At 44.1% G+C, this 24,599-nt stretch carries 21 protein-coding genes, 1 pseudogene and 1 riboswitch; of the genes and pseudogenes, 9 read left to right on the top strand and 13 right to left on the bottom strand.

All coding sequences use genetic code 11. From position 1 onward, the window contains the following. Window positions 1-4 precede the first annotated feature (4 nt). From glgA to MUN89_RS03425, 5 genes are all read right to left on the bottom strand, one after another. Window positions 5-1,435, bottom strand: a complete 1,431-nt coding sequence (glgA, locus tag MUN89_RS03445) for a glycogen synthase GlgA (protein WP_244711431.1) — start codon at window positions 1,433-1,435, stop codon at window positions 5-7. Window positions 1,436-1,533: 98 nt separating this feature from the next. After that, window positions 1,534-2,640 (bottom strand): glucose-1-phosphate adenylyltransferase subunit GlgD, encoded by a 1,107-nt coding sequence (glgD, locus tag MUN89_RS03440; RefSeq protein ID WP_244711429.1) that lies wholly within the window; start codon window positions 2,638-2,640, stop codon window positions 1,534-1,536. A 10-nt stretch (window positions 2,641-2,650) separates the two neighbouring features. Then, window positions 2,651-3,811, bottom strand: coding sequence for a glucose-1-phosphate adenylyltransferase (locus tag MUN89_RS03435; protein ID WP_305852439.1), 1,161 nt, complete (start codon window positions 3,809-3,811; stop codon window positions 2,651-2,653). Next, window positions 3,808-5,724, bottom strand: a complete 1,917-nt coding sequence (glgB, locus tag MUN89_RS03430; protein ID WP_244711427.1) for a 1,4-alpha-glucan branching protein GlgB — start codon at window positions 5,722-5,724, stop codon at window positions 3,808-3,810. Before glgB ends, MUN89_RS03435 begins: the two co-directional genes overlap by 4 nt. Before the next feature lie 432 nt (window positions 5,725-6,156). Continuing rightward, the gene (locus MUN89_RS03425) at window positions 6,157-6,993 is read right to left on the bottom strand and encodes a YihY/virulence factor BrkB family protein (RefSeq protein WP_244711425.1); all 837 of its coding nucleotides are present in this window, start codon (window positions 6,991-6,993) and stop codon (window positions 6,157-6,159) included. Window positions 6,994-7,145: 152 nt separating this feature from the next. On the opposite strand from MUN89_RS03425, the gene MUN89_RS03420 reads away from it, so the two are divergent. From MUN89_RS03420 to MUN89_RS03400, 5 genes are all read left to right on the top strand, one after another. After that, complete coding sequence (locus MUN89_RS03420) at window positions 7,146-7,562, top strand: DUF948 domain-containing protein (RefSeq protein WP_244711423.1); 417 nt, start codon at window positions 7,146-7,148, stop codon at window positions 7,560-7,562. A gap of 14 nt (window positions 7,563-7,576) precedes the next feature. Continuing rightward, window positions 7,577-8,077: a DUF948 domain-containing protein gene (locus tag MUN89_RS03415; protein ID WP_244711421.1), complete on the top strand. Its 501-nt coding sequence runs from the start codon at window positions 7,577-7,579 to the stop codon at window positions 8,075-8,077. Continuing rightward, complete coding sequence (locus tag MUN89_RS03410) at window positions 8,070-8,279, top strand: hypothetical protein (protein ID WP_244711419.1); 210 nt, start codon at window positions 8,070-8,072, stop codon at window positions 8,277-8,279. The genes MUN89_RS03415 and MUN89_RS03410 overlap by 8 nt, the downstream gene beginning before the upstream one ends. Window positions 8,280-8,322: 43 nt before the next feature. Further along, window positions 8,323-8,796, top strand: a complete 474-nt coding sequence (locus tag MUN89_RS03405) for a hypothetical protein (RefSeq protein ID WP_244711418.1) — start codon at window positions 8,323-8,325, stop codon at window positions 8,794-8,796. A gap of 579 nt (window positions 8,797-9,375) precedes the next feature. Then, complete coding sequence (locus MUN89_RS03400; protein WP_244711416.1) at window positions 9,376-10,173, top strand: TIGR00266 family protein; 798 nt, start codon at window positions 9,376-9,378, stop codon at window positions 10,171-10,173. A gap of 493 nt (window positions 10,174-10,666) precedes the next feature. Here the strand turns inward: MUN89_RS03400 and MUN89_RS03395 are convergent, their stop codons facing one another. Next, window positions 10,667-11,413, bottom strand: coding sequence for a sulfite exporter TauE/SafE family protein (locus MUN89_RS03395; RefSeq protein WP_244711414.1), 747 nt, complete (start codon window positions 11,411-11,413; stop codon window positions 10,667-10,669). A gap of 98 nt (window positions 11,414-11,511) precedes the next feature. Here MUN89_RS03395 and MUN89_RS03390 point away from each other — a divergent pair, with 98 nt between their 5' ends. Then, window positions 11,512-11,883, top strand: a complete 372-nt coding sequence (locus tag MUN89_RS03390; RefSeq protein ID WP_244711412.1) for a hypothetical protein — start codon at window positions 11,512-11,514, stop codon at window positions 11,881-11,883. Window positions 11,884-11,890: 7 nt separating this feature from the next. Continuing rightward, the gene (locus MUN89_RS03385) at window positions 11,891-12,586 is read left to right on the top strand and encodes a DUF421 domain-containing protein (RefSeq protein ID WP_244711410.1); all 696 of its coding nucleotides are present in this window, start codon (window positions 11,891-11,893) and stop codon (window positions 12,584-12,586) included. Window positions 12,587-12,654: 68 nt separating this feature from the next. Here MUN89_RS03385 and MUN89_RS22065 read toward each other — a convergent pair. The 6 genes and pseudogenes from MUN89_RS22065 to MUN89_RS03350 form a co-directional block, all read right to left on the bottom strand. Continuing rightward, window positions 12,655-15,161, bottom strand: a pseudogene (locus MUN89_RS22065) (beta-mannosidase). Window positions 15,162-15,238: 77 nt separating this feature from the next. Beyond that, the gene (locus MUN89_RS03370) at window positions 15,239-16,069 is read right to left on the bottom strand and encodes a carbohydrate ABC transporter permease (RefSeq protein WP_244711405.1); all 831 of its coding nucleotides are present in this window, start codon (window positions 16,067-16,069) and stop codon (window positions 15,239-15,241) included. After that, a complete protein-coding gene (locus MUN89_RS03365) occupies window positions 16,056-16,934 on the bottom strand; it encodes a carbohydrate ABC transporter permease (protein WP_244711403.1) in 879 nt (292 codons plus the stop codon). Before MUN89_RS03365 ends, MUN89_RS03370 begins: the two co-directional genes overlap by 14 nt. Further along, on the bottom strand, window positions 16,935-18,248 hold the full coding sequence (locus MUN89_RS03360; protein ID WP_244711401.1) for an extracellular solute-binding protein: 1,314 nt from the start codon (window positions 18,246-18,248) through the stop codon (window positions 16,935-16,937). It abuts the gene before it with no gap. A gap of 2 nt (window positions 18,249-18,250) precedes the next feature. Beyond that, a complete protein-coding gene (locus MUN89_RS03355) occupies window positions 18,251-19,198 on the bottom strand; it encodes an MTP-1 family protein (RefSeq protein WP_244711399.1) in 948 nt (315 codons plus the stop codon). 14 nt (window positions 19,199-19,212) lie between these two features. After that, window positions 19,213-20,277 (bottom strand): BtaManbiosPhlase, encoded by a 1,065-nt coding sequence (locus MUN89_RS03350; RefSeq protein WP_244711398.1) that lies wholly within the window; start codon window positions 20,275-20,277, stop codon window positions 19,213-19,215. 343 nt (window positions 20,278-20,620) lie between these two features. On the opposite strand from MUN89_RS03350, the gene MUN89_RS03345 reads away from it, so the two are divergent. Together MUN89_RS03345 and MUN89_RS03340 are read left to right on the top strand one after the other, a co-directional pair. Continuing rightward, the gene (locus MUN89_RS03345; protein ID WP_244711396.1) at window positions 20,621-21,667 is read left to right on the top strand and encodes a substrate-binding domain-containing protein; all 1,047 of its coding nucleotides are present in this window, start codon (window positions 20,621-20,623) and stop codon (window positions 21,665-21,667) included. Window positions 21,668-21,765: 98 nt separating this feature from the next. Further along, window positions 21,766-21,869, top strand: a riboswitch (SAM riboswitch). A gap of 58 nt (window positions 21,870-21,927) precedes the next feature. Next, on the top strand, window positions 21,928-23,538 hold the full coding sequence (locus MUN89_RS03340) for a sodium:solute symporter family protein (protein ID WP_244711394.1): 1,611 nt from the start codon (window positions 21,928-21,930) through the stop codon (window positions 23,536-23,538). Between the two features lie 44 nt (window positions 23,539-23,582). On the opposite strand, the gene MUN89_RS03335 is transcribed toward MUN89_RS03340, so the two are convergent. Continuing rightward, window positions 23,583-24,449, bottom strand: a complete 867-nt coding sequence (locus MUN89_RS03335; RefSeq protein ID WP_244711392.1) for a GNAT family N-acetyltransferase — start codon at window positions 24,447-24,449, stop codon at window positions 23,583-23,585. Window positions 24,450-24,599: the final 150 nt, after the last annotated feature.

The following is a 24,599-nucleotide window of genomic DNA, read 5'->3' as shown; positions in this document are numbered from 1 at the left end:
TCCTCTACTCAAACATCGTTTCATACAACTCCAAGTACTGGGCGGCAGAAAGCTTCCAGGAAAATTGACTCTTCACCATGTTTTTAACGAGCTGCTGCCATGCCGCTTTGTCCTGATAGATTTCCAGTGCTCTTCTAATCGTAAACAGCATATCGTGAGCGTTATAATTCGTAAACGTGAATCCATTTCCTTCTCCCGTCTCTAAATCATAGGAATGAACCGTATCCGCAAGGCCGCCTGTTTCGCGGACAATCGGTGCTGATAGATAGCGAAGCGCAATCAGCTGGCCGATTCCACAAGGCTCAAAACGGGAAGGCATAAGGAATAGATCACTGCCCGCATAAATTTGTCTGGAAAGCCGATCAGAAAAAGTGATGTTGGTCGACATCTTCTCAGGATGGCGGTCCTGTGCCCACTGCAGCATTTGTTCATAATGGTACTCGCCGGTGCCTAGCAGGACGATTTGCAAATCCTCATGATATAAAAGCTCATCGATGATTCGTCCGATTAAGTCAAATCCTTTTTGTTCTACGAGTCTTGAAACGATACCGATGACCGGGATGTCCTTATTAATAGGCAATCCCAGTTCTTGCTGGAGCCACATTTTGTTTTGACGCTTTTTAATTAAAGAGCTGCGGTAAGGGAAAGCAAGCGCCTCGTCTTTCATCGGATCATACTCTTTGTCGTTAATTCCATTCACTATCCCAACTAGTTCATCCGTACGCCTTCGCAGCACTCCATCTAGGTTTTCCCCATAATAGGGGGTTTGAATCTCATTTGCATAGGTTTCACTAACCGTTGTAATAAAATCTGAATAATTCAAAGCTGCTTTCATAAAATTAATGTTTCCAAAGAACTCTAAACTTTCTTCTGTTTTCATAGTTTCATCGAAATCCATTAAATCATGAAGCACAGAATCAGGAAATACGCCTTGATATTTTAAATTATGAATCGTAAAGACCGTTTTCATACCTGCGAGTTCTTCCACATCTTTATAATGAGTTTTTAAGTATAAAGGGACGAGAGCCGCATGCCAGTCGTGGCAGTGCAGTACGTCAGGCTTCCAATCAAGCTCCTTGACCATTTCCAGAACCGCACGGTTAAAGAATATGAACCTTTCTGCTTCATCTCCATATCCATAAAGATTCGACCGTTTAAAATAATATTCGTTATCAATGAAATAATAGGTTATACCGTCATATTCTATATATTCAACCCCGGCATATTGGTTCCGCCAGTTAAGCTGAACGTTCAACGTCGTCAACAGGGTCAGCTGCTGTTTCCATTCTTCTTTCATCTCCTGATATTTGGGAAGGACTACTCTTACCTCCTGCCCCTGTTCCTGCAAGGCTTGAGGAAGCGATCCCAGAACATCGGCCAATCCTCCTGTTTTAATAAAAGGCGAGCACTCTGATCCTATCATTAGAACGTTCATTCATCTCCACTCCTTATTAATTGTTCAAACGATCACGATTTATTAAAAGAAAAAGACTGCCAGAATGATGTCTTCAGACAGTCCTCTTCGTGTTTGTTTTACATGGTCTTCTGTTTTGCTACGACAAACGGCTTCTCTGGAGCACCAATTAACGTGCGGCCATAAGAGATCGTGCAATTCTTGTCCAAAATGACGTTTTCGAGAACGGCATTGCCTTCTACTTCGCAGCGCTGCATAATAATCGAATTCTTAACAACGGCCCCTTTGCCAATCTTTACCCCACGAAAGAGGATGCTGTCTTCTACGTGTCCTTCAATATCACACCCATTGGCAACAAGAGAATTCGTGACGTTGGAATCAAGTGAATATTTTGATGGTGCTTCGTCTTTTATCTTCGTAAAAACAGGAGAAGCCTCCTGGAAAATTTCATCATGAAACTGTTCATTAAGCAGGTTGGTACTGTTTCGGTAATAGCTTTCAATCGAGTTTATGAGCGAAAGCTGTCCCTTATACTCATAAGCGCATATATTTAATTCATTTAATTTTCCTTTGATTCCATCGAAGAAAAAGTGTGAGCATCCATGGGCAATGCATTGCTCAATCAACTCATACAGCAGGTTCTTTTCCACGATATAAGCATCCATATAAACATTCTGGTTTTGCAAATCGTTATGAATGCCTGTGACCCTTCCGTTTTCATCGACATCAAGTTTGTGGGATCTTGCATATTCCGGATAAAGCTCTTCCACATTTTTGTAAATCAAAGTAACATCCGCTTTCGACTGCTTGTGTGCTTCTAGAGCATCTCGATAATCGATGTTATAAATATTTTGAGAACCACAAATTACGATATAATCAGCCAGTGTTCGATTTATAAAGTCAATATTATTGTGGAAATGCTGAAGGTCCCCTCTGGAGATGTCCGTTGGATCATTCCAGTCTGGAGGAAGGATAAACAGCCCCCCTCGTTTACGGTCTAAATCCCACGCTTTTCCTTGCTCAAGATGATCCATAAGGGAACGATACTTCCTGCGCGCAAACACTGCGATCGATTCGATTCTTGAATTAGTCAAGTTGGAAATGGCAAAGTCAATCATCCGGTAGCGTGCAGCAAATGGGACAGCAGCACCGCATCTGAAATAAGTCAGTTCATCCAACACGTCCTGCTCGTGATCTAAATTAATAATTCCCGCCAGTCTGTCCATGGGATCCCTCCTATCTATTAGTAGCATAACTGGAAGCCATTACGCTTCCTTCATCCGCAACCAGAGTGATTTCACTGCCAGGAGAAGGATCTCCGATGACAGCATTGTCTTCAATGACGCTTCCTTTCGCAATTATTGCCCGGTTGATTTTTACATTCCTGCCGATTTTCACTTCCGGCATAATCACTGAATCTTTGACGACACTGCCCTCCCCTGCCTGTACTCCATAGAAGATGATCGACGTATCGACGGTTCCATATATTCTGCATCCTTCGTTAATTAATGCGTTTTTCACGGTAGCGCATGAAGAAATATACTGGGCCGGCTGGTTGGGATTCTTTGAATAAATCCTCCAGGAATGGTCGTTCAGATTTAATTCCGGTTCGTCTTTTAATAGATCCATATTGGCTGCCCACAGGCTGTCTACTGTACCGACATCCTTCCAGTAGCCTTCAAATGTGTAAGCCATCAGCTTCTTATAATCATAGAGAAGAGCTGGAATAATATCTTTACCAAAGTCATGAGAAGACTCTTCATTTTCATTATCTTCGATAAGATATTGTTTAAGTACATCCCACTTGAATATATAAACCCCCATGGAAGCAAGGTTACTTTTCGGTTCCGCAGGTTTTTCGTCAAACTCATTAATCCGCCCTGTATCGTCTGTATTCATAATGCCAAAGCGGCTTGCTTCTTCCCAAGGTACTTCTATAACGGAGATCGTGGCATCGGCTCCACTGCCTTTATGGTAGTCAAGCATCGCACTGTAATCCATTTTATAAATATGGTCGCCAGAAAGCACGAGCACATGCTCCGGCTCAAACTGAGTTAAAAACTTAATGTTCCTATAAATAGCGTTAGCGGTTCCTGTGTACCACCCGCCGCCTTCAGACTGCATATGCGGCGGGAGAACAGAAACTCCGCCATATTTACGATCCAGATCCCAGGAGGATCCGATACCTATATAATTATTAAGGATAAGGGGTTCATATTGTGTTAAAACCCCTACCGTATCAATTCCAGAATTTGTACAATTACTCAGGGGAAAATCAATGATCCGATACTTCCCGCCAAAAAAGACGGCAGGCTTGGCAATTCTTTTTGTCAGCGACTTCAACCTTGTTCCTTGGCCGCCTGCTAGCAGCATGGCAACGCATTCTTTATTTTTCATGATTTATCCTCCTTTGTTGATGATGATCTCTTTAAGAAGCTTACAGCTAATGGGGGAATGGTCATTGTTATATGTTGGTCCTGGCCCTGCCACGGTTCAGGTGTCGTTTGGAGCGGTAACCCATTGGTCTGCCCTGAACCTCCGAAGTCTTCAGCATCACTTGAAAAAATCTCCTGATAGCACCCATGCCTGGGAACGCCTATCTTGTAATCGTGATAGACAACTGGAGTGAAATTACATACGACCACAATCTGATCGTTGGATGATCGGCTGTTTCGCACAAAGGATATAATGCTCTGCTCAAAGTTATTGGCATCTATCCAGAAAAAGCCTTCCTCTTTATGATCAAGCTCCCATAAGGCTGGTAAGTCTTGATATACTTGGTGAAGCTGTTTTACGTAGGATAAAGTTGAGGCATGAGACTCATACTCTAGCAATTCCCAGTCCAAATCCTCCAAGTCCTTCCATTCATCGAATTGTCCAAATTCACCTCCCATAAATAGAAGTTTTTTGCCCGGATGAGCATACATATAAGCTAAAAATAACCGAAGATTAGCAAATTTCTGCCAGTAATCGCCCGGCATCTTATTGAGTAACGATTTCTTGCCATGAACGACTTCATCATGGGAAATCGGTAATACAAAATTTTCAGAGTAGGCATACATTAAAGAAAAAGTAATCAAATTATGGTGGTATTTTCTATGGATTGGATCCATTTCCATGTACTTCAGCATGTCGTTCATCCAGCCCATATTCCATTTATAATTAAAGCCAAGACCGCCAATGTACGTTGGAGCACTGACCAGTGGCCATGACGTGGATTCTTCTGCCATCATGAGGACGTTAGGAGCTTCTTCGAAAATCGCTTCGTTCATTCTTTTAATAAAAGAAACAGCTTCAATATTTTCTCTTCCGCCGTATTCATTTAATTCCCATGCTCCTTCTTCCTTACCAAAATCTAAATAGAGCATACTGGCTACAGCGTCTACGCGGAGACCATCCAAGTGGTATTCTTTCAGCCAGTAAATGGCGTTGGAAATAAGAAAACTTTGAACCTCATTTCTATCAAAATCAAAGGTCAGCGTTCCCCATTGGGTTTTTTCCGCTTTGCTTGGATTCGCATATTCATAGACAGGTTCGCCATCAAACCGTCTTAAGCCGTGGGAATCTTTACAGAAATGTCCCGGCACCCAGTCCAGAATGACTCCGAGACCGTTTTGGTGGCATTGGTCTACAAAATACCGGAAGTCATCAGGTGTACCATACCGGGAAGTAACGGAGAAGTAGCCTGTAGCCTGATACCCCCAGGAACGGTCGAAGGGGTGCTCCGTTAAAGGAAGAAGTTCGATATGCGTATAGCCAAGCTCCTTCACATAAGGAATGACCATATCGGCATATTCACGATATGTATAGAAGACTTCCGGTTCAATGTATTTCCATGATCCTAAATGAATTTCATAAATCGACATGGGAGATTCATAGATGTTGGTTGCCTGGCGTTTTTTCATCCATTCTTCATCATTCCACTTATATTCACGGAGAGGATAGACAACCGAAGCTGTATTGGGGCGAAGCTCGCTGGAGAATGCATACGGATCCGCCTTCAACTGCAAGTGGCCATGGGGAGTTAAAATTTCATATTTATAAATCGTACCTCTTTCCAAATCTGGAATAAACGCGTGCCAGATCCCATTATCATTCATTTTGGTCATCGGATTTTCACGGCCGTCCCATTGATTGAAATCACCTACTACACTAACTTGGACAGCATTTGGTGCCCAAACGGCAAAGCGTACGCCTGACTGGCCATCATACGTTTCCAAATGAGAACCTAAAAGCTGGTAGCTGTATCGAAGGTTACCTTGATGAAATAAATAAACGTCATGCTCTTCTAAAGACGTATGCTCCAACATGAATCCAATCCTCCTCTTCACTAATAGTTTCACTTTATTAAAAACTATAAAAAACCTTATTTATCACTGCTTACAACTATCATAAATTTTTCTGTAACCTTTGACAATTGAGTTTTACAATTATTTTTCTGAAATTTTTGTCGATTTATAGAAAGTTTTGTTAATATTGCTAAAAAAAGTGTAACTTTACATATAGCATTTTAATAAAGCGCTTACAAAATTAAATAAAAAAAACAGGAGATTCTCTATAAAGAAAGTCCCCCGATTTTCAATCGCCAAAACCCGTTTTTTACCTAAAAACCATATCTTGTATGTTTCCGTAGTTTGTGAATCGAATGATTTACCCTTTTATAATTTATTGACGGGATGTGGGAGTAAGAAACTATTTTTAACCCTAAAACTCTATTTATTAATAATTTTTTCAAATGATAGTTAAGCAACTTCCCTTTCCCTCTCGGTTTTTCTTCGATGATAAACGACGTTAATCTCTGCTCCAACCATAAGAATAATACCGGTTAAGAAAAACCAAAGCATTAAAATGATCAGTCCCCCCAAACTTCCGTAAGTCGCTGAGTAATTAGCAAAATTAGCGATGTAAAAAGAGAAGGCAAGCGAAATGATCTGCCATAAAGCCGCAGTAATCAGTGCACCAGGAACAATGTGAGAAAAAGGATGGGTTTTGTTCGGCGCAAAATGATAGAGAGCCATGAGTATCAGAGCCATAACAACGATACTAATCACCCACCTAAGCACTTGAAACAGCACAACCGTATTACCATGAAGCGATAAGGCAGAGTCCAGGAAGTTCGTCAGTACTCCGCCGAATATGGGCAGCACAAGAGCGACAACTATGGAGATGATCATTCCAAGTGTGAGCGCGATGGACAATAACCGAACTCGGATAAACGACCTTGTTTCATCCACATTATACGTGACATTGACCGCCTGGATAAACGCGTTCATTCCGTTGGAAGCCGACCAGACCGTCCCTACAATCCCGATCGTAAGCAGCCCGCCCTTAGGTTTGTTAATAATGCTTAAAATATTTTCCCTGAATACTTCAGCCGTATCACCTGGAAGCAGTTTCTTCATAAAATCCATGGCTGTTTCAGGATCGATATTTAAATAAGGCAGAATGGAAAGAAGCAGAATGAGTAAAGGAACAATCGCAAGTAAATAATGGTACGCCTGTGCCGCTCCTAAGATAGGAATGTTATCTTTCTGAAATTCAGCTCCGACTTCTTTTGCATACTGCTTTAGTTTTTTCATCGTTCTCCTCCTCACTTAAGCAAGCTTTTTGGTAATATATCCCCTTTTTCGCTGGTTTTAACCTTACGAATGTGCACGGTTACTTGTTACCTAGTTTCATTCCCCTTGCGTTGTGGTATTCCATAATAAATAACGAGAGGAGGTCTATGGCCATGTCATTAGTATCGATCAGCTTACTCATCATTGCTCTTGCTTTTGCTTTCATTGCCATATTTGTTGCCATCACATTAAAAGCAGCCTCTAATACGCTTGCAAGTGTTTCAACAACATTAGAAAAAATGGAAAGTAAAGTAGACGGAATTACAACGGAATCTGAACAATTAATGAAAAAAACCAACGCTTTAGCAGAGGATGTCCAGCACAAAAGCGACGCTCTTAACCCCCTATTTGAATCTCTTCAGACCATGGGCACCTCGATGGGAAACGTGAATCATTCCCTTCAAGGAATGGCAGAAAGCGTAGCAGCCGCTTCCGGCAAAACGGATGATCAAGTAGCCAAGGCCATTCGTTGGGGAGACGCCGCTATGGAACTCTACTTAAAATTCAAATCACGTAAAAATAAACAGTAAAGGAGTTGGAACCTATGGACTATTTAGGTATTGGAGTACTCATCATCGGAATAGCTTTTGCCATTGTCTCTATTTTTCTTATCCGCGCCCTAAACAATTTAGCCGGCGTTTTAGGTGGAGTAAACAAGACGGTTCAGCGCCTTCCTGACCAGATGGATGGCATTATGAGCCAAACGACGAACATTCTCCATACGAGTAATGACACGCTCGCTGATCTAAATGAAAAAATCAGCACATTGAGCCCGCTTTTCTATATTGTTGGTGATATTGGAGAATCTTCAAGAAAGCTTACGTCTTCCATGCTTGACATGAGCAAATCTGTGAAGAAGAGTACCCATGAAGGAGAAAGGAAAATCAACGAAGAAGGCTGGCGCGGAATTTATGGAGCGATTGCGCTTACGTATTATCTTTCCCAGAAGAAAAAGGCCTTGAAAGAAGCAGGAAAGCCGATAGAAAAAACTCCTGCTGAACCAGCTTTCCAGGAAGCAGCATCAGGAAGTAACAATCATGAGTAGATTCAACCGTGAATCCTTTCTGGGATTTACCTCTGGAATTTTGACAAGCATGGTTTGGCAACCCGCTCGAAAGTCTGTAATGAAAGGCACGCAAGTCCTGCACCACAAGAGGAACCGTCTTTACGAAGCTGGAAAAGCAAACTACGAGAAGTGGGACTTAATGAAGAAAAAACTACAAGCAGAAATAAAAAAAAATACGTGACGGCTGCAAAGTAATGCAGGCTGGTCATGAAAGGAGCAGGAAAATGACACAAAATCAAACCGCACAAACAAAAAAAGGAAAGAAAAAACTGCCGTTAGCCATTCTTGCAGGTGCAGTCATCGGAGGCGCTTTTATTCTAATTAAAGACCCTCAAGAACGCAGAAGGTTAAAACAGAAAACTTCGCAAACGAAAGACACGGTCTCCCAGTATACGTCAGAGGTAAAGGAAGACCCTTCCGGTAAGAAAGATGAAGTTCTTGACCGCGTGCGCCGCACAGCAACTGTGATTAAAGATGTATTCTCCACGGTTCAGGAAATCATAGATAATGAAGGCAAAGAATTAAAGCAGCAGGCACAAACCATTAAAGACGACTCCCAAGATATGCTGTCCACTGCTCAGGATGTGAAAGAAGATCTAAAAGAAGTAGGAGATAAAACAGCAGAAGCTAAAGAAGAACTGACGACTTCTTCTGAAGAAAAAGAAGAAGCCCACGAGCCAGGAACGATTCGTCGTTAATTATTATAGTGGCGGGCACAAAAATGGCTCAGCCATCCTATTACCCGAACGATGGGGAAATTTTTCAAGATAAGATTTCCCCATCGTTCGGGTTTTTTATGGTTATTCTTATTCAGTTCCTATTCATTCCTTTCGACAATTGATTTAGAAAATGGAAGAATATCCGTTCCGACAGCTTGTTTCACTTCCCTCAGGTCTTCAGAACGCCGGCCATTTCGATGTTGGCCCAGGACGTGTGGTCCTCGCTTGTGTGTGCAGCTGTCCACGTTGATAAAAACGAAGAGTGTTATAGAAGTGGATTAACCATTCCAGCGTAGGAAATACCCGGAGTCTTCTACGGGAGGAAGGGTCGGTGAGACCCCGGTGCAAAAGCACGAGCAGACTCACCCGCCGCCCGCGAAAAGCGGAATGTATTTCCTGAGCGACCATTCAGCCCGATCGATAAAGTCAATATTTAGCTGTCCTTCGGTATTTTCTTTCATTCTCATTAGCAGGACTTATGCTGAAAGACATCGAAATACATACTCGTCAAGAGCTAAAGGCAGTTAAGAACCCTAATTGAGAAAGGAAGCTGGAGAGATGAATAATCACGAGATTGATTACAAGCTTTATGGGGATGACATGCAATTCGTTGAAGTGGAGCTTGATCCTGAAGAAACCGTAATCGCAGAAGCAGGCAGCTTAATGATGATGGATGACCAGGTGGAAATGGAAACGATATTCGGTGATGGATCTGACAGCGATGGCAACGGACTCATGGGGAAATTATTCGGAGCAGGGCGACGCGTGATTACTGGAGAAAGTCTGTTCATGACAGCATTTACAAACGTTGGGCAAGGAAAGAAACATGTAGCTTTTGCTTCTCCGTACCCAGGGAAAATTATCCCTATGGATTTAAGTGAACTCGATGGGAAATTGATCTGCCAAAAGGATGCTTTCCTGGCTGCCGCTAAAGGCGTTTCCATTGGCATAGAGTTTCAACGCAAAATCGGCACGGGATTCTTCGGAGGAGAAGGCTTCATTATGCAAAAGCTGGAGGGTGACGGCATGGGGTTTGTCCATGCGGGAGGCACGATGCACAAACGTGTATTATCCCCTGGGGAAATGCTCCGGGTCGACACGGGCTGCCTCGTCGCAATGACCGGCGGTGTAGACTATAACATTGAATATGTAGGAAAAGTTAAAACCGCTTTATTTGGCGGAGAAGGACTTTTCTATGCCACTTTACGAGGACCGGGAACGGTTTGGATTCAGTCTCTTCCATTCAGCCGACTGGCCAGCCGTGTGTTTGCTGCCATGCCGAAGGAAGGCGGCTCAAAAGGTGAAGGCAGTATTGCCGGAGGGCTGTTTGATTTACTCGGAGGCGACCGCCGATAATATGACCATAAACGAAAGGGCTTGCTTATTAAAAGCAAGCCCTCAGCTTGTAGAGAGACCTCAAGTTTTTTCAATAAGTTGGTCTTTTATGCCCCTCGGGCAAATATCCCTTCGTTTTCCACAGCCTTTCACGACACAAGGGCGTGCCGAATTTAATCGAACAGCTTTAATAAAACAGCTCCCTCGAGAAAAACGCACTGCGAGATCTCGGACCGCCCCTTGTTGGTTAAAGCCATTATTAGCTAGTCATTTCATGCTGCAATGGTTTCTTTACCAAACTTCAACAAAACTTATATTATGTGGATAAAAATGGAATAAATTCTCATAAAGTGAAGGGGGAAATGGGAGACTCCTGCAGGAGGAAGAGACAGGGCGAGATCACGGCGGTCGTATGACCGAGGAAGCTCGCCGTCGCCTGCGGAAAGCGAGCGTTTCCCTGCCCCCTCCCTACTAATCAAGGTGAGACTTTTTCAACAGCCTGAGGACTTGCTCTTTACACAAATAACAACCGTATCGCTCCGATGGCCGCAAATGCAAGCACCAGCATCTGGAACGTGCGCTGCGGGAGAAGCTTAAGCACTTTAACCCCAATCAGTGCTCCTATTAAAATCGTAGGAATCAACCACAAATTAAAAGAAATCGTCTCCGTAGTAATCAACCCTAAATAGATGTAGAACGGAACTTTAATAAGATTGACGAACAGGAAGAACCACGCGCCTGTCCCAACAAACTCCTGCTTAGGCAGTCCTTTCACAATTAAGTAAATCGCCATCACACCGCCGGCCGCATTGCCAATCATCGTTGTAAATCCGGCGAGAATTCCCATTAACGAAGTAAACCATATCGAATCTGGAAGCATTTCATTAAACTTTTCCCCAAGACGTTCCCTGCTGAAATGCAGAATAATTAAAGCAAGCACCAGCGCTCCAATCATCGGCTTCAGCTGTTCACTGTTCACTTGATCCAACACAAAATAGCCGGCCACAATCCCGATTAATACCCAAGGAAGCAGCGAAAGCAAATACCTCCAAACGACACTTTTCCGAAAGTAGGTAACCGCAAACAAGTCTCCGACAATTAACATAGGAAGTAATATACCAACCGATGCTTTAGCAGGAAATATGTACATCAGAATCGTTACAACGAGAATACCCAAACTGGAAAGCCCTGTTTTCGTAAATCCTATGAAAATAGTACAAATAAGGACCATTATCCATTGAAATAATGAAAGATCAAACATTTCCCTCACTCCTCTCTCCTTCAAGCGGATTCTCGCACGTTTTAATTAATCAGGCTATGGCAAGAATAACAGGTAGTTACATCTCTGGAGGATGCGCCATGAAAACTAAAACGATTGATTACCTGCTGATCTTCTTTATTTTAACAACGTTTGTTTGTTATTTCCTAATCAAACAACTCGTATGGGACCACATTGGGATCGAAGCGAATATTGAAAAAATGAAAGCAGCAGCAAATCACGAACAATGGGCGGAAGCAAAATTAACGGCTGAAGAATTAAAAAAGGATTGGGAGCATTACAGAGGCATTATAGCCTTGAATTACGGGGAGAACGACTATACATTATTTGAGGAAGCTCTTGAGCACGTCGCTGCCGGCAGTCAAGCCCACGATGCTGAGAAAGTGCTTACCTATACGGAGATTTCTCAAGACCTCTGGGAAAATATGAATCAAATCACCCCGGAGCCATAAGGAGATCATGATGGAAGCCACTGCTTATATCACCCGCTGTGTGTTTATGTTAATTGTGACTTGGACGGCCATTCGTCTGATCGGAAAAAAATCCATTTCCAATATGACGTCGTACGACCTGGCAGCTATTATGCTGATCACTACAGTCGCTGCCGAACCATTGGTCTATAAAATTCCTTCCAAATCGACAATAGGAGTCATTACGCTGACTATCTCGACTATCCTGCTCGGCTTCATTTCTTTGAAGAAATTTTTTTATAATATCGATTCCCTCCCTGTGATTGTAGTCGCCAATGGCAGCATTGTAGAAAAATCATTAAAAAATGCCCGCATGAACATTCCTTTGCTGCTCTCAGAATTAAGACTTCAAGGATACCAAAATATTGCTGACGTTCAATTTGCGATCATTGAACCAAACGGGAAACTCTCTGTCGTACCTAAATCCCAGGCCAGACCCTTGCAGCCAAGCGATATCCACCTTCCGCCGAGTTCCGTCTCCCTAAGCTTCCCACTCGTTATTGACGGGAAAATCATTCACGAAAACCTTGCTTTTTTGAACCAGAATGAAGCTTGGCTGATGTCTCAGTTGAAGGCTTTCACTGTGACAACACTTAATGATGTCCTGCTTGTGCAAATGGATGGACAAAGACAAATGCAAGTAATTAAGCGTGACGGAAACATAAAAGCGCCTAATGTAACGTGACGGATTATGATCTTCTTCGACTAGTCTAAGCCTTAAAGTTTTCGCAGCTATCCCCTTTTCGGAAAGGTTTATTGTTTGTTTAAGCAAGTTACCTCTATTTGATCTAAATCCATACCGGCATCATCCAGTTGTTTCACCGAAACCTTTTTTGTTTCTCCCGGGAGGAGATCAAAAAAGTTGTCGGAGGTAATGATGGATTTGTCATAAGGAATAAGCTTAACGAACCTTGCCAGACCGTCCGTCGAAATATGAATTTCATTTTTTTCATGTACCCTTGTGACGGATAGGACGGTCGGCGGGAGGACTAAGTCTTTCTGATCCTTTAAATAATAGAGATTTTTGTCACATGCGCCGGATGAACTGCTCACGCAGACGACTATTTCCTCCGGGAGACAGCCATTCAAAACGTCTGCTTCCGCAAACTCTGCCAGCTTGAGTGTTTGATTTGCTCCGAGTTCGAACGGGATTTCTTTCCTGCATATCCTTTCCCCTTGAAAAGAATAGCTTTCCAGCACAACCACATCCTTCCACTCGGCAATCAAATCGTTCAAAACCCAAAGGGTAATCGTTCCACCGGGTGCCACGTCTAAGTTCAGGTGCTTTGGTGCAAAGAATTTTTTGCTGTAGTAGTATGAAGCCTTCGGGAGCAGCTCATAATCGATCATCGACCAGCTTGTTCCCGGCCAGCAATCGTTGAGCTGCCAGATGAGCGCTCCGCTCGTTACAGGCTTTTGCCTGCGGTAATGCTCCACAGCGAGCTTCAGCCCTTCCGCCTGTGTCAGCATCGAGTAATCGATGTATTCGTTGATCGATTGCGGTATTCCTGTATATCCTTCCATGAGCAGCAAACCTTTGTGATGATGATCGTCCTTATTCCTATAAGCCATTTCCGCGCTTCCCCAATAAAACTCTCCCGCGGGAAGGTATTTTTTTAAAGTGAAAGCATTCGCGGAGGCATGCATGCCAAACTCACTGCTGAACAGCGTAAAATCCTGTTTATAGTTTTTAAAAGAAACGCCCTCGACGCTGTAATTCTGCGTGGCCGGCTCACCGAATTTCCTCGGTTCAATGTTCCCGTGCCACACCTGCCAGTTATGCCGGTCTCCTATTTCTTCAGAATCATGATCGTTGCCGCCATACGGGCTGCTCGGCCAGTAAAAGCGGTTCGGATCCAGCTTACTTAACAGCTCTGGCAGCAATTGATGATAAATTTTTTCCCCGTAAAAAGGAGTGTCGATCCGGCCTGAGGCGTATTCCACTTCATACAGCCAGTCATTTTCATTATTGCCGCACCATAACGCTAAGCACGGGTGGTTTCTCAGCTTCGTGATGACCGCTTCTGCTTCTTCTCTTACGTTATTCATGAAGTTTTTGTTGTAATCCGGATATAACGCGCAGGCAAACATAAAATCCTGCCAGACTAATAGGCCGTGCCGGCTGCATTCTTCATAGAAGATATCCTTCTCGTAGATCCCCCGCCCCAGACGCGCAGCATATTCATATTGGCTTCTTTCGCAAGTCCGATTAGATGATTATACCGTGAATCTGGCACTGATCCAGGAAAGCTGTCTACCGGAATCCAATTGGCCCCTTTCGCAAACAGTTCTACACCGTTTAATACAAAAGTAAACCGCTCATTGCCTTCATCATCTTTTTGTTTCAGCTCAAGCTCCCGAATGCCGAAAGTGCAATTGTAATGGTCAAGCACTGCGTCATCCTTGGCCAGGAGGACTTCAAGCTCATATAAAAACGGGTCGCCAAGGTCATGCGTCCACCATAATTCAGGATTTGCGACGTCTAACTGGACCGTAGTCCTGCCGTCCCTTCCTGCCTCAACGGTATAGGAATCTGTCTTTTCCTTGCCTTTTACTAACACCGTGAGCGAAAGCTCCTCGTTCACATCGGCCAGCCTGCTTGTAACCACGTCCACTTGGATGGTTGCCGCTTCTTTAGAAGCTTCTCTCGTTCTTGCATAGACATTTTCGATTTCCGCCTCCTGTTTTGTTTCTAGTAAGACGTCTCTCCATATTCCACAGGTGACGATTTGCGGACCCCAGTCCCAGCCGAAATGGTATTGGGCTTTTCTCGTCCATATTCTATCCTTGCCAAATCCGGCCCAGTAGTTTTTTTCTTTTTCTTTGACTCGTTCGGCAACCGAGGCAAATTTGACAGCGATGACGTTTCTGCCTTCCCTGAGCTCACGGGTGACATCAAAGTGATGAGCGATAAACATATTTTCCGTTGATCCAAGTTCGACTCCATTGACATAAATCGTGGCAAAAGTGTCCAAACCTTCAAAGGTCAACTGCTGCCGTGTGCCCGGGTGATCTTTTCTAAAAAAGATAAATTCTTTTCTGTACCACCACGTTTTATCCTCCACCCATTTACATTTAAGGTCGTTGTGTCCAAAGAACGGATCTTCAATCAAGTTACGAGCGAGCAATGTGGAGTGGACGTCACCCGGAACTTCTGCTTTCATCCAGTAATGGTCAATATAATCGGGATCCGCTACTGTCAAATCGCTGACCTTTCCTTCCTCAACATCGTGCAGCTTCCAGCCTTCTGATAAATTCATACCTCTACCTCCTCGTAAATGTTACACGACTAAAATGAAAAAAGGCACCCAGCCTTGAGGCTCGGCACCTTGAACGATCACTTCAGGACAAACTGCATGCCATCCTTAAAGTTTTTACTAAAGATAATAAACAGAATCAGAATAGGCATCGTCAGCAGAACGGAAGCTGCATACATCGGACCTGGGTAACCTCCATAAGGGCCAAACATCTGCGCGAGCAGCACGTTTAATGTGAGCATATTCTCGCTGTTGACGACAAGCATATCCCATAAGAGCTCCACCCAGCGTTCCATAAATAAAAACAGGAAGATAATAGTGGTAATCGAACGGGACATCGGCAGGACGACCCTCCAGACAATTTTAAACTGGCTGGCTCCATCCATCTTTGCTGCCTCAAGCAGTTCATCAGGGAGACTGCGGAAGAAATTCGTGTACATAAAGATCGCCCACAAATTTACTGCTTTCGGCAGAATCATCGCCCAATACGTGTCGTACATCCCAAAATAACGAATGATTAAAAACAGAGGGATGAGCAGAATGATGGCCGGATAAAACATTTGAAATAAAATTACGTTGTTGATAAACCGGCTGCCTTTAAATCTTAATTTCGCTAATGAATAACCGACAAGAATGGCCGTCGCCATCATTAAAATCGTGGAAGTCAGCGTAACAAAGACACTATTAAATAACGCCCGCAGCCACGGTCGTGCCAGCACTCCTTCGCCGCCAAAAAACAGCCATTTATACGATTTCAGCGTAAGTTCTGTAGGAATGATTTTCCGATCCACTTGATCCCAGGGGGCAAGAGATCCGAGCACCATATACACGTAAGGAGCAACCATGATAACCAAGACGACAGAGGCTAAAATATACAGCAGCGTTAATTTGAACGTTCTATTCCCAGCCATGTTTTGCCCCCCACTTCTCGAGAATTTTACGGAACACTAGAATGGATCCGAACGTGACGACAGAATTGATGACCGCGATCGCCGTTCCATAACCCGCATTCAGCTGTTGAAAGGCTTGATTATAGATCTCCAGCTGCCACGTATGGGTGGATAGTTCCGGTCCCCCGCCGGTTAATACATAAGGTTCCGTAAAAATCCCAAACATTAACCCCACGGCTAAGATGGAGACCGTATAAAAAGATGGGTACAGCATCGGAATCGTCACGTGCCAAAACCGTTTCCAGCCCACGGCTCCATCGATGGCCGCCGCTTCATAAATTTCCTTAGGAATGCTCTCAAGTCCGGCTACAAACAAAAGTGCATAGTAGCCTGCGAATTTCCATGCCATCATTAATGCAATGATTAATGGAGCAAGAATGGTGGAGCCGAGCCAGTCGATATCCAGGCCAAATGTCCCTCTGAGCCAGATGTTTAACGGACTGTTGTAAGACAGCACTCCATTCACGACAATCGCTGACGCTACTCCTGATGCCAAGTAAGGCAGGAAGAAGGCCACAGAAAACAGCCCTTTAAATTTAGGCAGTGCATGAATTATGACGGCAAGAAACAAGGCACCCGCAATGACAATAGGCACGAACATCACTAAAAATTTATACGTGACAAAAAAAGCGGCTCTAACACTTTTACTGAAAAAAGCTTCAATAAAGTTCTGAACGCCTACAAAATCATAATCCGGCGCAATTAAATTCCAGTTCGTAAAAGCTAAATAAGTCGCCCATAATAACGGAAATAAAAAGAAAATTGCTGTATAGATGAGGTAGGGGCTGGCAAACAGCCACCCCAGCCTCGCATTTTCTCTATTCATTTACTTCAACACCCCGTCAATAGCATCCTTCATGTCCTTCCATGCAGCTTCCGGATCTTTATCTCCTTTAACTACAGGATTAACCGCCTGTTTTCCAATCGCTTCTTGAATTTCTACCGTCTTTTCATTATCAATCGGAGGTACAGCATTTGGAATATTTTTAGCAAATTTCACTAATTGAGGGTTTTCCTCGAAATAAGCGGTAAAGGTGTCATTACTGGACAAATCGTCACGTGCAGGTGGAAGACTAGTGTCCTTCAGCCACTTCAAATCATTTTCAGGATTTGAATAGACCCATTTAACAAAATCAAACGCGGCCTGCTGCTCTTCTTTTGTTGCCGAAGCGTAAATGGACAGCCCTTTTGTATCGGCAAAGGTTTTTGCGTTCTCAGGATTCATATCATCAGGTACTGGCGGCATAGAAAGCTCATAAGTCTCGCCATACTTCATTTCCGGAAACTTATCGGCCCAGTAAGTAAAGGTCCACGGACCTAAATCCATCATGATCGATTGACCGGTTTCGAACGGATCGGTCGCTTCCCGGGTTAACAGCAGGTCTTTGTTACTTAAATCACTCATAAATGATAATGTGTCGATACCCGCTTGATCGTCAGCAATAAATTTGCTGCCCTCGACGAAATTATTGCCTGAAGACGCGGCGTTATAAAGCATGAAGAAATCAAACCATCTAGCCCACCACGTAGGCTTAACTAGATCAGCACGGGCCCAGAGGAATTTATCCGGATGCTTTTCTTTTAATTTTTCTCCCACTTCAAGGACTTCACTGTACGTCTTCGGAGGTTCTTCATATCCAAGTTCTTTAAGAATATCCATTCGCCAGCTGAACAGCATTGCGTTTGTGTAAATAGGCAGCACGTACTGGCTGCCGTCAGCAAATTTCCATGTGGAAATGGTGTCGGTCATTTTCCGATCTTTGATTAATTCATCATAGCCATCGAACTCTTCAAGCGGCACAATCGCACTCGACGCAGCTAATTGAGCAGCAAACCCACGGGAGATATTTTCAGAAATCGTCGGCGCATTACCCGCAGCAATCGCCGACTGGATACCTGCTTCTGACGACGGGCTCTCAGGCATTGGTGTTACTTTAATGGTGACTTTATCGTTTTCCTTCATGTATTCATCCGCCATCTCTTTCCAAAACGCCTGCTGCGTCGGGTTCGGCGCAGACCAGAATTGAATGCTTACACTTCCATCTTTACTTCCCTCGCCGCCTCCAGATTTACAGCCTGAAGCTACAAGTGCAATCACTACTACCATCACGATTAAACGTGCCCAGTTATTTTTCTTCACGATTACATTCCCCTCCTAAATAAGCTGTTTTGTTGTTCCAAACTGACAAATGGATCAAAAATGACGGCTCTGTATGCTTCCGCATCACTCGCTCCTACATAAAGTGCAGCTTCCTGGTTGTTTAAGCGTTCGATGCCACCACTGAACAACACGTCGGTTAAATCCGGCCTTTTCGCTTCTCCTTCTGGAAAATCATCACGGCAAGCAATGATTTTCATATGGGAAATTTGATTATGCACAGGATCGTATTGAAATACAATGGGATAATAATGACGGTTCCCGGCTTCATCAAACGCTGCCATGTGACCGAGCACGCCTATTTCGTTATTTTTCAAAAGCCGTACTTCGTTAGCCCCGCCCCATTCTTCATCAGCGAAATGTGATTCAATCAACGGAGCTTCAGCGATGGTTTCCGCTTGCAGCTCTTCGAGTTGGGATATAGAAGTATAGCCCATTTTCCCCCGGCCGCCTTTTTCTCCCTGAGGCCTTGTGAACACACCAATGCTTTTATCCTCAAGCTCGACTAAGCGGATATCCTTCATGCCATCAGGTCCTGATGCAAAACGGGTTAAGCCGGATAATCCATCCCCTTTATAAAAAACGGTCCGCCATGATAACGCGCCTTCGTTTGTCGGATGAGGAAAAATCTCCACCCCGCCAAACACGAGCTCATCATGGATTTTCGAAACAAACGGATCCTGCAAGGAATACGTTGGGAGTCCCGGTTCAGGACGCCATTCTCCATTTTGCTCAGAGAAGAAAACGACCTCTGAATTTTCCGAGTCGCGTGCTTCGACTCTTCCGGCGATGATCCGTTTTCCGTTGTCTTCAAAAGGAGCTGTAATGTTGTAGACATCTCTCTTCCCTACCCCAGCAAAAATCAGTTTTTCCGCTTCTTTTACTAAACGGTTTGCCCGGTATTCTGTTAACAAACTTTCCACGCGGTACAAGACGGCACCTCCTTTCAGCGATAAGTCAGTTGTGAAAAAATATCTTCAAGATTCATCGTGGCTGCGGCCATGGAAGTGTCAGAAGCTCCATAATAAACTGTAATTTCCTGCTCCTCCACGACAGCCCCGCAAGTGAAAACAACATTGCCAAAAAATCCGCTTGTTTCATAATCACTCTCAGGCGTTAAGATGGGCTCTTTTGTTTTAGCAAGGATTTGTGCCGGGTTCTGAAGGTCCAGCAGCACGGCTCCGAGACAGTAACGGTTGTTTTTATCAGCCGCATGGTAAATTTCCAGCCAGCCTTTTTCAGTCCGTATGGGAACGGCTCCGCCGCCGATTCGCCCGTTATCCCAGCCGTCTTCACTTAATCCCAGTAAATATTGATGATTTCCCCAGTAAAGCAGATTATCAGACTCGGCAATCCAAATCTCCGGACGTCCGATGCCTTTAGGAACAGGCCTGTGAAGACAGTAATACTTGCCATTGATTTTTTCCGGAAAAATGGCGACATCCTTATTCTCTGGATGAAGCATTAATCCATGCCTTTTCATGCTGGAGAAGTTTTTCGTTGAAATAAGGCCAACTCCGATACCCTCAGGCGAAACTGCACTATATTGAATGTAATACGTATCATCGATCTGTGTGACCCGTGGGTCTTCAATGCCCCACACCTCCCGTTCGTTCTCAGGGTAGATCAATGGTTCATCATCAATTGTAAAATGCCTGCCATCCTTACTGCGGGCGATTCGAATGTAGGAAAGAGAAGTTAAATAAGCTGCTCTCCCACTCTTTGCGTAAGTAATCGATCGTGGATCGGAAAAATCATAGCGGGGATCCTTTAGATCGAGCTCTGCCATCTGCAGCTTTCCTGTTCCACTCGATAAATCAATATAAGGGGCTTTAATTACTTCCTTGTCCGTTGTCAAAGGGCGTTCGGCCACCCTTAGAAGCAAAAGGACTTCGCCATTGTATTCAGCTACTCCTGCGTTGAAAACGCCAATCACTTCATGGTCATTGTGATAAGGCTTCACCTGCTGCGGAGTGATCAGTGGATTCTCCTGAAATCGAATTACATTCATAATGCTTTTTTCTCCTCCAAGCTTCATATAGTAGTTTTCTGAAAACCCTTTCATGTTTGTGAATAAGTAAAGCTTCCTCAATGAATTGGAAGCGATTAACAAATTTTAGTAAGATAATGATAACTGGCCCATGATTACAAATTACTTGTAACGTTAACAAAAACGCCAATCAGTAACGTTACAAAGAATTATACACCGTTAACTTGTAATGTCAACGGTTGATCGAAATATTCTTAAAATAGCTACAAATAAGCAAACCTATTGATAAACTGATCAAATTAACGTATATTGTTTTGTAACGTTACAAATGAACGAATCATCTAATAGAAAGGTTGAACCTTTTATGGCAAAAAGAGTGACCATGCAGGATATTGCCGATGAGCTGAATATATCGAAGAACTCTGTATCCCAGGCATTAACCGGAAAACCCGGAGTCAGTGATGCTACAAGAAAACAAGTTTACAAAACCGCCGATAAGCTGGGATACAACTACGTCCCGAAAGGCTCTCAGGCAAACGACGCGGAGTCTGCTGTATCAGGAAATATTGGATTGATTGCTTCTGAATTTGCTTTCTCCATGAAAAGCTTTTTTGGTGAAATCTATTTGACGGTTGAAGAAGAAGCCCAGAAACAAACGAAAAACTTATTATTACAGTCCATTAATAAAAAGTCCGAAGAAAGCTTATCGCTGCCATCCTTTTTAAAAGATCGTTCGGTTGATGGCGTATTGATTCTCTCCCATTTAAACAATGATTATATTCAGGAAGTCATTAATACAGGTGTACCGACTGTTCTAGTCGATCACCATCACCCTAATATTGAAGCTGATGCCATTCTTACCAATAACCGCTTCGGGGCATACAGAGCCGCCCAGCACTTATTAGAGCTTGGCCATAAGAATATCGGCTATGTAGGAAACGTAGATTTTTCTCCGAGCTACCAGGAGCGTCTGGAAGGGTTTCTCCTCGCATTGAAGGATTACAACGTTCCTGTAAACGAGGAATTTTTGTTTAAAGATGCCCGTGAAGAAGATGACGTCATTAACCGCTTTATCGAACAGCTCCCCAAACAGCCCACGGCCTGGTTTTGCGTCAACGACGGCCTTGGTTATCTAGTCAATTCCGGATTAAAGCAGCTCGGGATTCATGTGCCTGATGATGTTTCTATTTGCAGTTTCGATAACGGCCAGCTCTCGCAGCTTTCTACACCAAGAATTACTTCGATGGATATTGACCTTAAACTGTTTGGACGGACCGCCGTTAACCGATTGATCTGGCGGATGGCAAACAAGGACGAACCGTGTCAGGAAATTCTCCTCCCAGCAAAGCTGGTGCCGGGAGAATCAACCAGCAAAGCCGTAAGCACTGCTCCGTCCAAAGTAGCAGACTAACAAATAGATGAATCCTTCTTTCAACCTATATTCATGAAATCGCATTGACTTTATCTGTTTACTGCGGTAATGTGTTAGACAAATTTATACGGAATACATCCTTATCAAGAGCAGGGGAGGAACTTGGTCCCGCGATCCTGCAGCAACCTGTCCATAATGACAAGGTGCTAACTCCAGCAGACAGAAGTCTGAGAGATGAGGAAGAGTAACGGCCTCTTCCTTTTGAAGTGGCCGTTTTTTATTGAAAAGGAGGATTTATTATGACGACGGTTGGTTATTGGTTTATCGGGTTTGCTCTTGTTTATACCGTTTATTTAATTTTTATCAGCCAGGTCGCAAGGAAAAAAGCCGCCGATGGAAATGGCTATTTTGTAGGCGGCCGCAGCTTTAATACGCTGTTTGTTACCGTTTGTATCACGGGATTGTTTTCGGGTTCCTCTTATATTGCCATTATTGAATTGAGTTATCTTCACGGAGTCTCAGCTGTGTGGTACGGGGTTGCAGAAACCGTGCAGGTCCTGATTATCGCTTTAGTATTGATTGCACCTTTCAGGAAAAAAGCACTTGTCACGATTTCCGGTCTGCTCGGAGACCGGTACGGAGAAAAAGTCCGCGGCTTAGCCGGTGCCATTACGGCATTCACTTTTCCGATGTGGTCGGTCGCTACCGCATTAGCTTTTGCTTCAGCGCTCTCGGTTTTTACAGGCATTTCTCTTGTATGGTCTGTCGTGCTCACTGCGACTTTGTTATTTGCATATTTACAGTTCGGCGGCATGTGGTCCGTTGGATTGACGCAATTAAGCAATGTCGTGATCTTTTTCATCATGCTTGCCATCGGCACCTACGCTTTCTTTGTAAATCCAGGGGTCGACGGACTGAAGGAATTGTTTCAGGAAAAACCTCAGTATGCCCATGTCGGCAGTGTCGGAATGCAAACCATCCTTGCTTGGTTTGGCACGTTTTTATTCAATGTCATCCTTGCCCAGGCCGCCTTCCAAATGGCACTTTCCTGCAAAACGGCTAAACAGGGACGTAACGGTCTGCTTTATGCTTCTCTGTTAGGTATTCCTTTAATTGCCGGCGCGGTTTTATTCGGGCTTGCTGCAGCCCAAGCTGTCCCTGGAGAAACACGTGGGTTGATCGCCGTTCCTATGTACTTGATGGATACACTTCCCGCCCCGCTTGTTGGATTGTTTTTCCTCGGTTTCTGGGCAGCAGCGCTCAGCTGGGGGGCTCCGTGTCAGTTTTCCGGAGCAACCAGTCTTGGCCGGGACGTCGGGAAGGCAATCAACCCGAAAGCAACTGAACAGCAGCTGGTCAAGTACACGAAATGGTCCCTGCTGTTATTAACTCTGCTTATGATCGGATTTGCTATGCTGCGTGCAGAACAATCGGCATGGTGGAATGTGCTTGCCTGGGTGACGCGGAACTCTGCCACCTTCGCTCCAGTTGTTGCAGCTATTTTTTGGCCGGTCGTAACGAAGCGGGCCGCTTTTGTTTCCTTATTTACCGGCTCTGCCGCCGGCCTTCTCTGGTACCACCTTGGCGGCTGGGCGATTAATGGCTTTTATTTGAACATCCATCCGGTGTGGATCGGAATGATCGCCAACATCGTGACCATTGTTTTCATCAGCCTGCTTGATTCTTCTAACGAATGGAAATGGAAAGGATCCGTCAAGCATCTGGGCACGTATGCTTTAGCTGGAGCAGTCGTTTTAATCCTTCTCACCGCGGGTTTCTTTCACGAATTATACCGTTCGGGTTTACTCGGACTTGTGTTAACACTGATTGTATCCGGTTTGTTCATTGCCTGCATGAGTTTTACTAAACCGGCAAATCACACGCAAGAAGAATATTCAAAAATCGTTTAATCAAATGAAAGACGGCCGGAGTTAATCTTCCGAGCCGTCTTTTTTTACAGTTTTTTCTCCATATAAACCTGTCGCATGCTCGTTTCAAATCCTCGACCTTTCAAGAGCTTTACAGCGGTACAGCTGGATTCAGGAAAATTAAACGTCATCCGCTTGCAATGGATGCGCGGCTGAAAGATCCGCCCTAGTCCAAACTCCAGAGCTTCTCGATAGGCTGGATGCTGCTCCTCCCCGCCTGTTTGAAACAAAAGAATCGTTTTCAACCTGCCCTCTTCGTCATAGCGCCGTTTATATAACAGATAAGCAAGCACTTCTCCTTCCTTCTTCACGACGGCAAGCTCACCGTCCAGACGGAGCGACGGCCATTGACATTGCCACGGCACACGCTTAGGAGAAAACTTTAGGTACTGAGCTTGTGAAGCGATGGACGTCTCTAACTGGAAACCCTGCTGGTTTGCAGCTGTTTGAAGTGTACCTTCCTGCTGTAAAAAAAGCAGAGTCTCTATCTTTTTATAACCCATTTTTTCATAGAGCTTAATCGCTCTCCCGTTATCGCTGAGCGCTTCCAGACTGGCTGTGGTTACATCGCGCTCTTGATAAAGCTGCAAGGCATGTTCAATCAGCTCCCTGCCTAAGCCTTTCCCCCGATAGGAAACAGGGATGCCTGTCCCTCCATTCCAGGCGCGCATTTTCCCCTGCTGCTCCCGGATTCCGTTCAGCACGATGCCGGCCGGCTTGTGATCCTTGTAAGCAATAAAAGAAAGTTCAACAGACAGCCCATCAGCTGTGAACCGTTGAATCAGCCCTTCAGTAGTGACAGAAACATTCATGGAATACCCTTCAAAACATAAATTCCAAATCTCAGCCGCTTCTTTAAGGGGCACCTCATTGAGCGTTTTGAATGCAAGCATGAAATCTTCTCCTTCCGGACATATTGTAAAGAATACGTTAATGGTTTCTACATAAATAAATTTTTTCCTCTTTTCATTCTGTGAGCAGGTTACTAAAAGAAAGCAGGGAAGTGTGCTAAAATCAGTTGTTAGGTAATTATTTGAAAAGAA

It is taken from the genome of Halobacillus salinarum (genome assembly GCF_022919095.1).
Taxonomy (GTDB): domain Bacteria; phylum Bacillota; class Bacilli; order Bacillales; family Halobacillaceae; genus Halobacillus_B; species Halobacillus_B salinarum.
The sequence above is the reverse complement of the archived record's forward strand: the minus strand, read 5'-3'. Positions and strand labels throughout refer to the sequence as shown.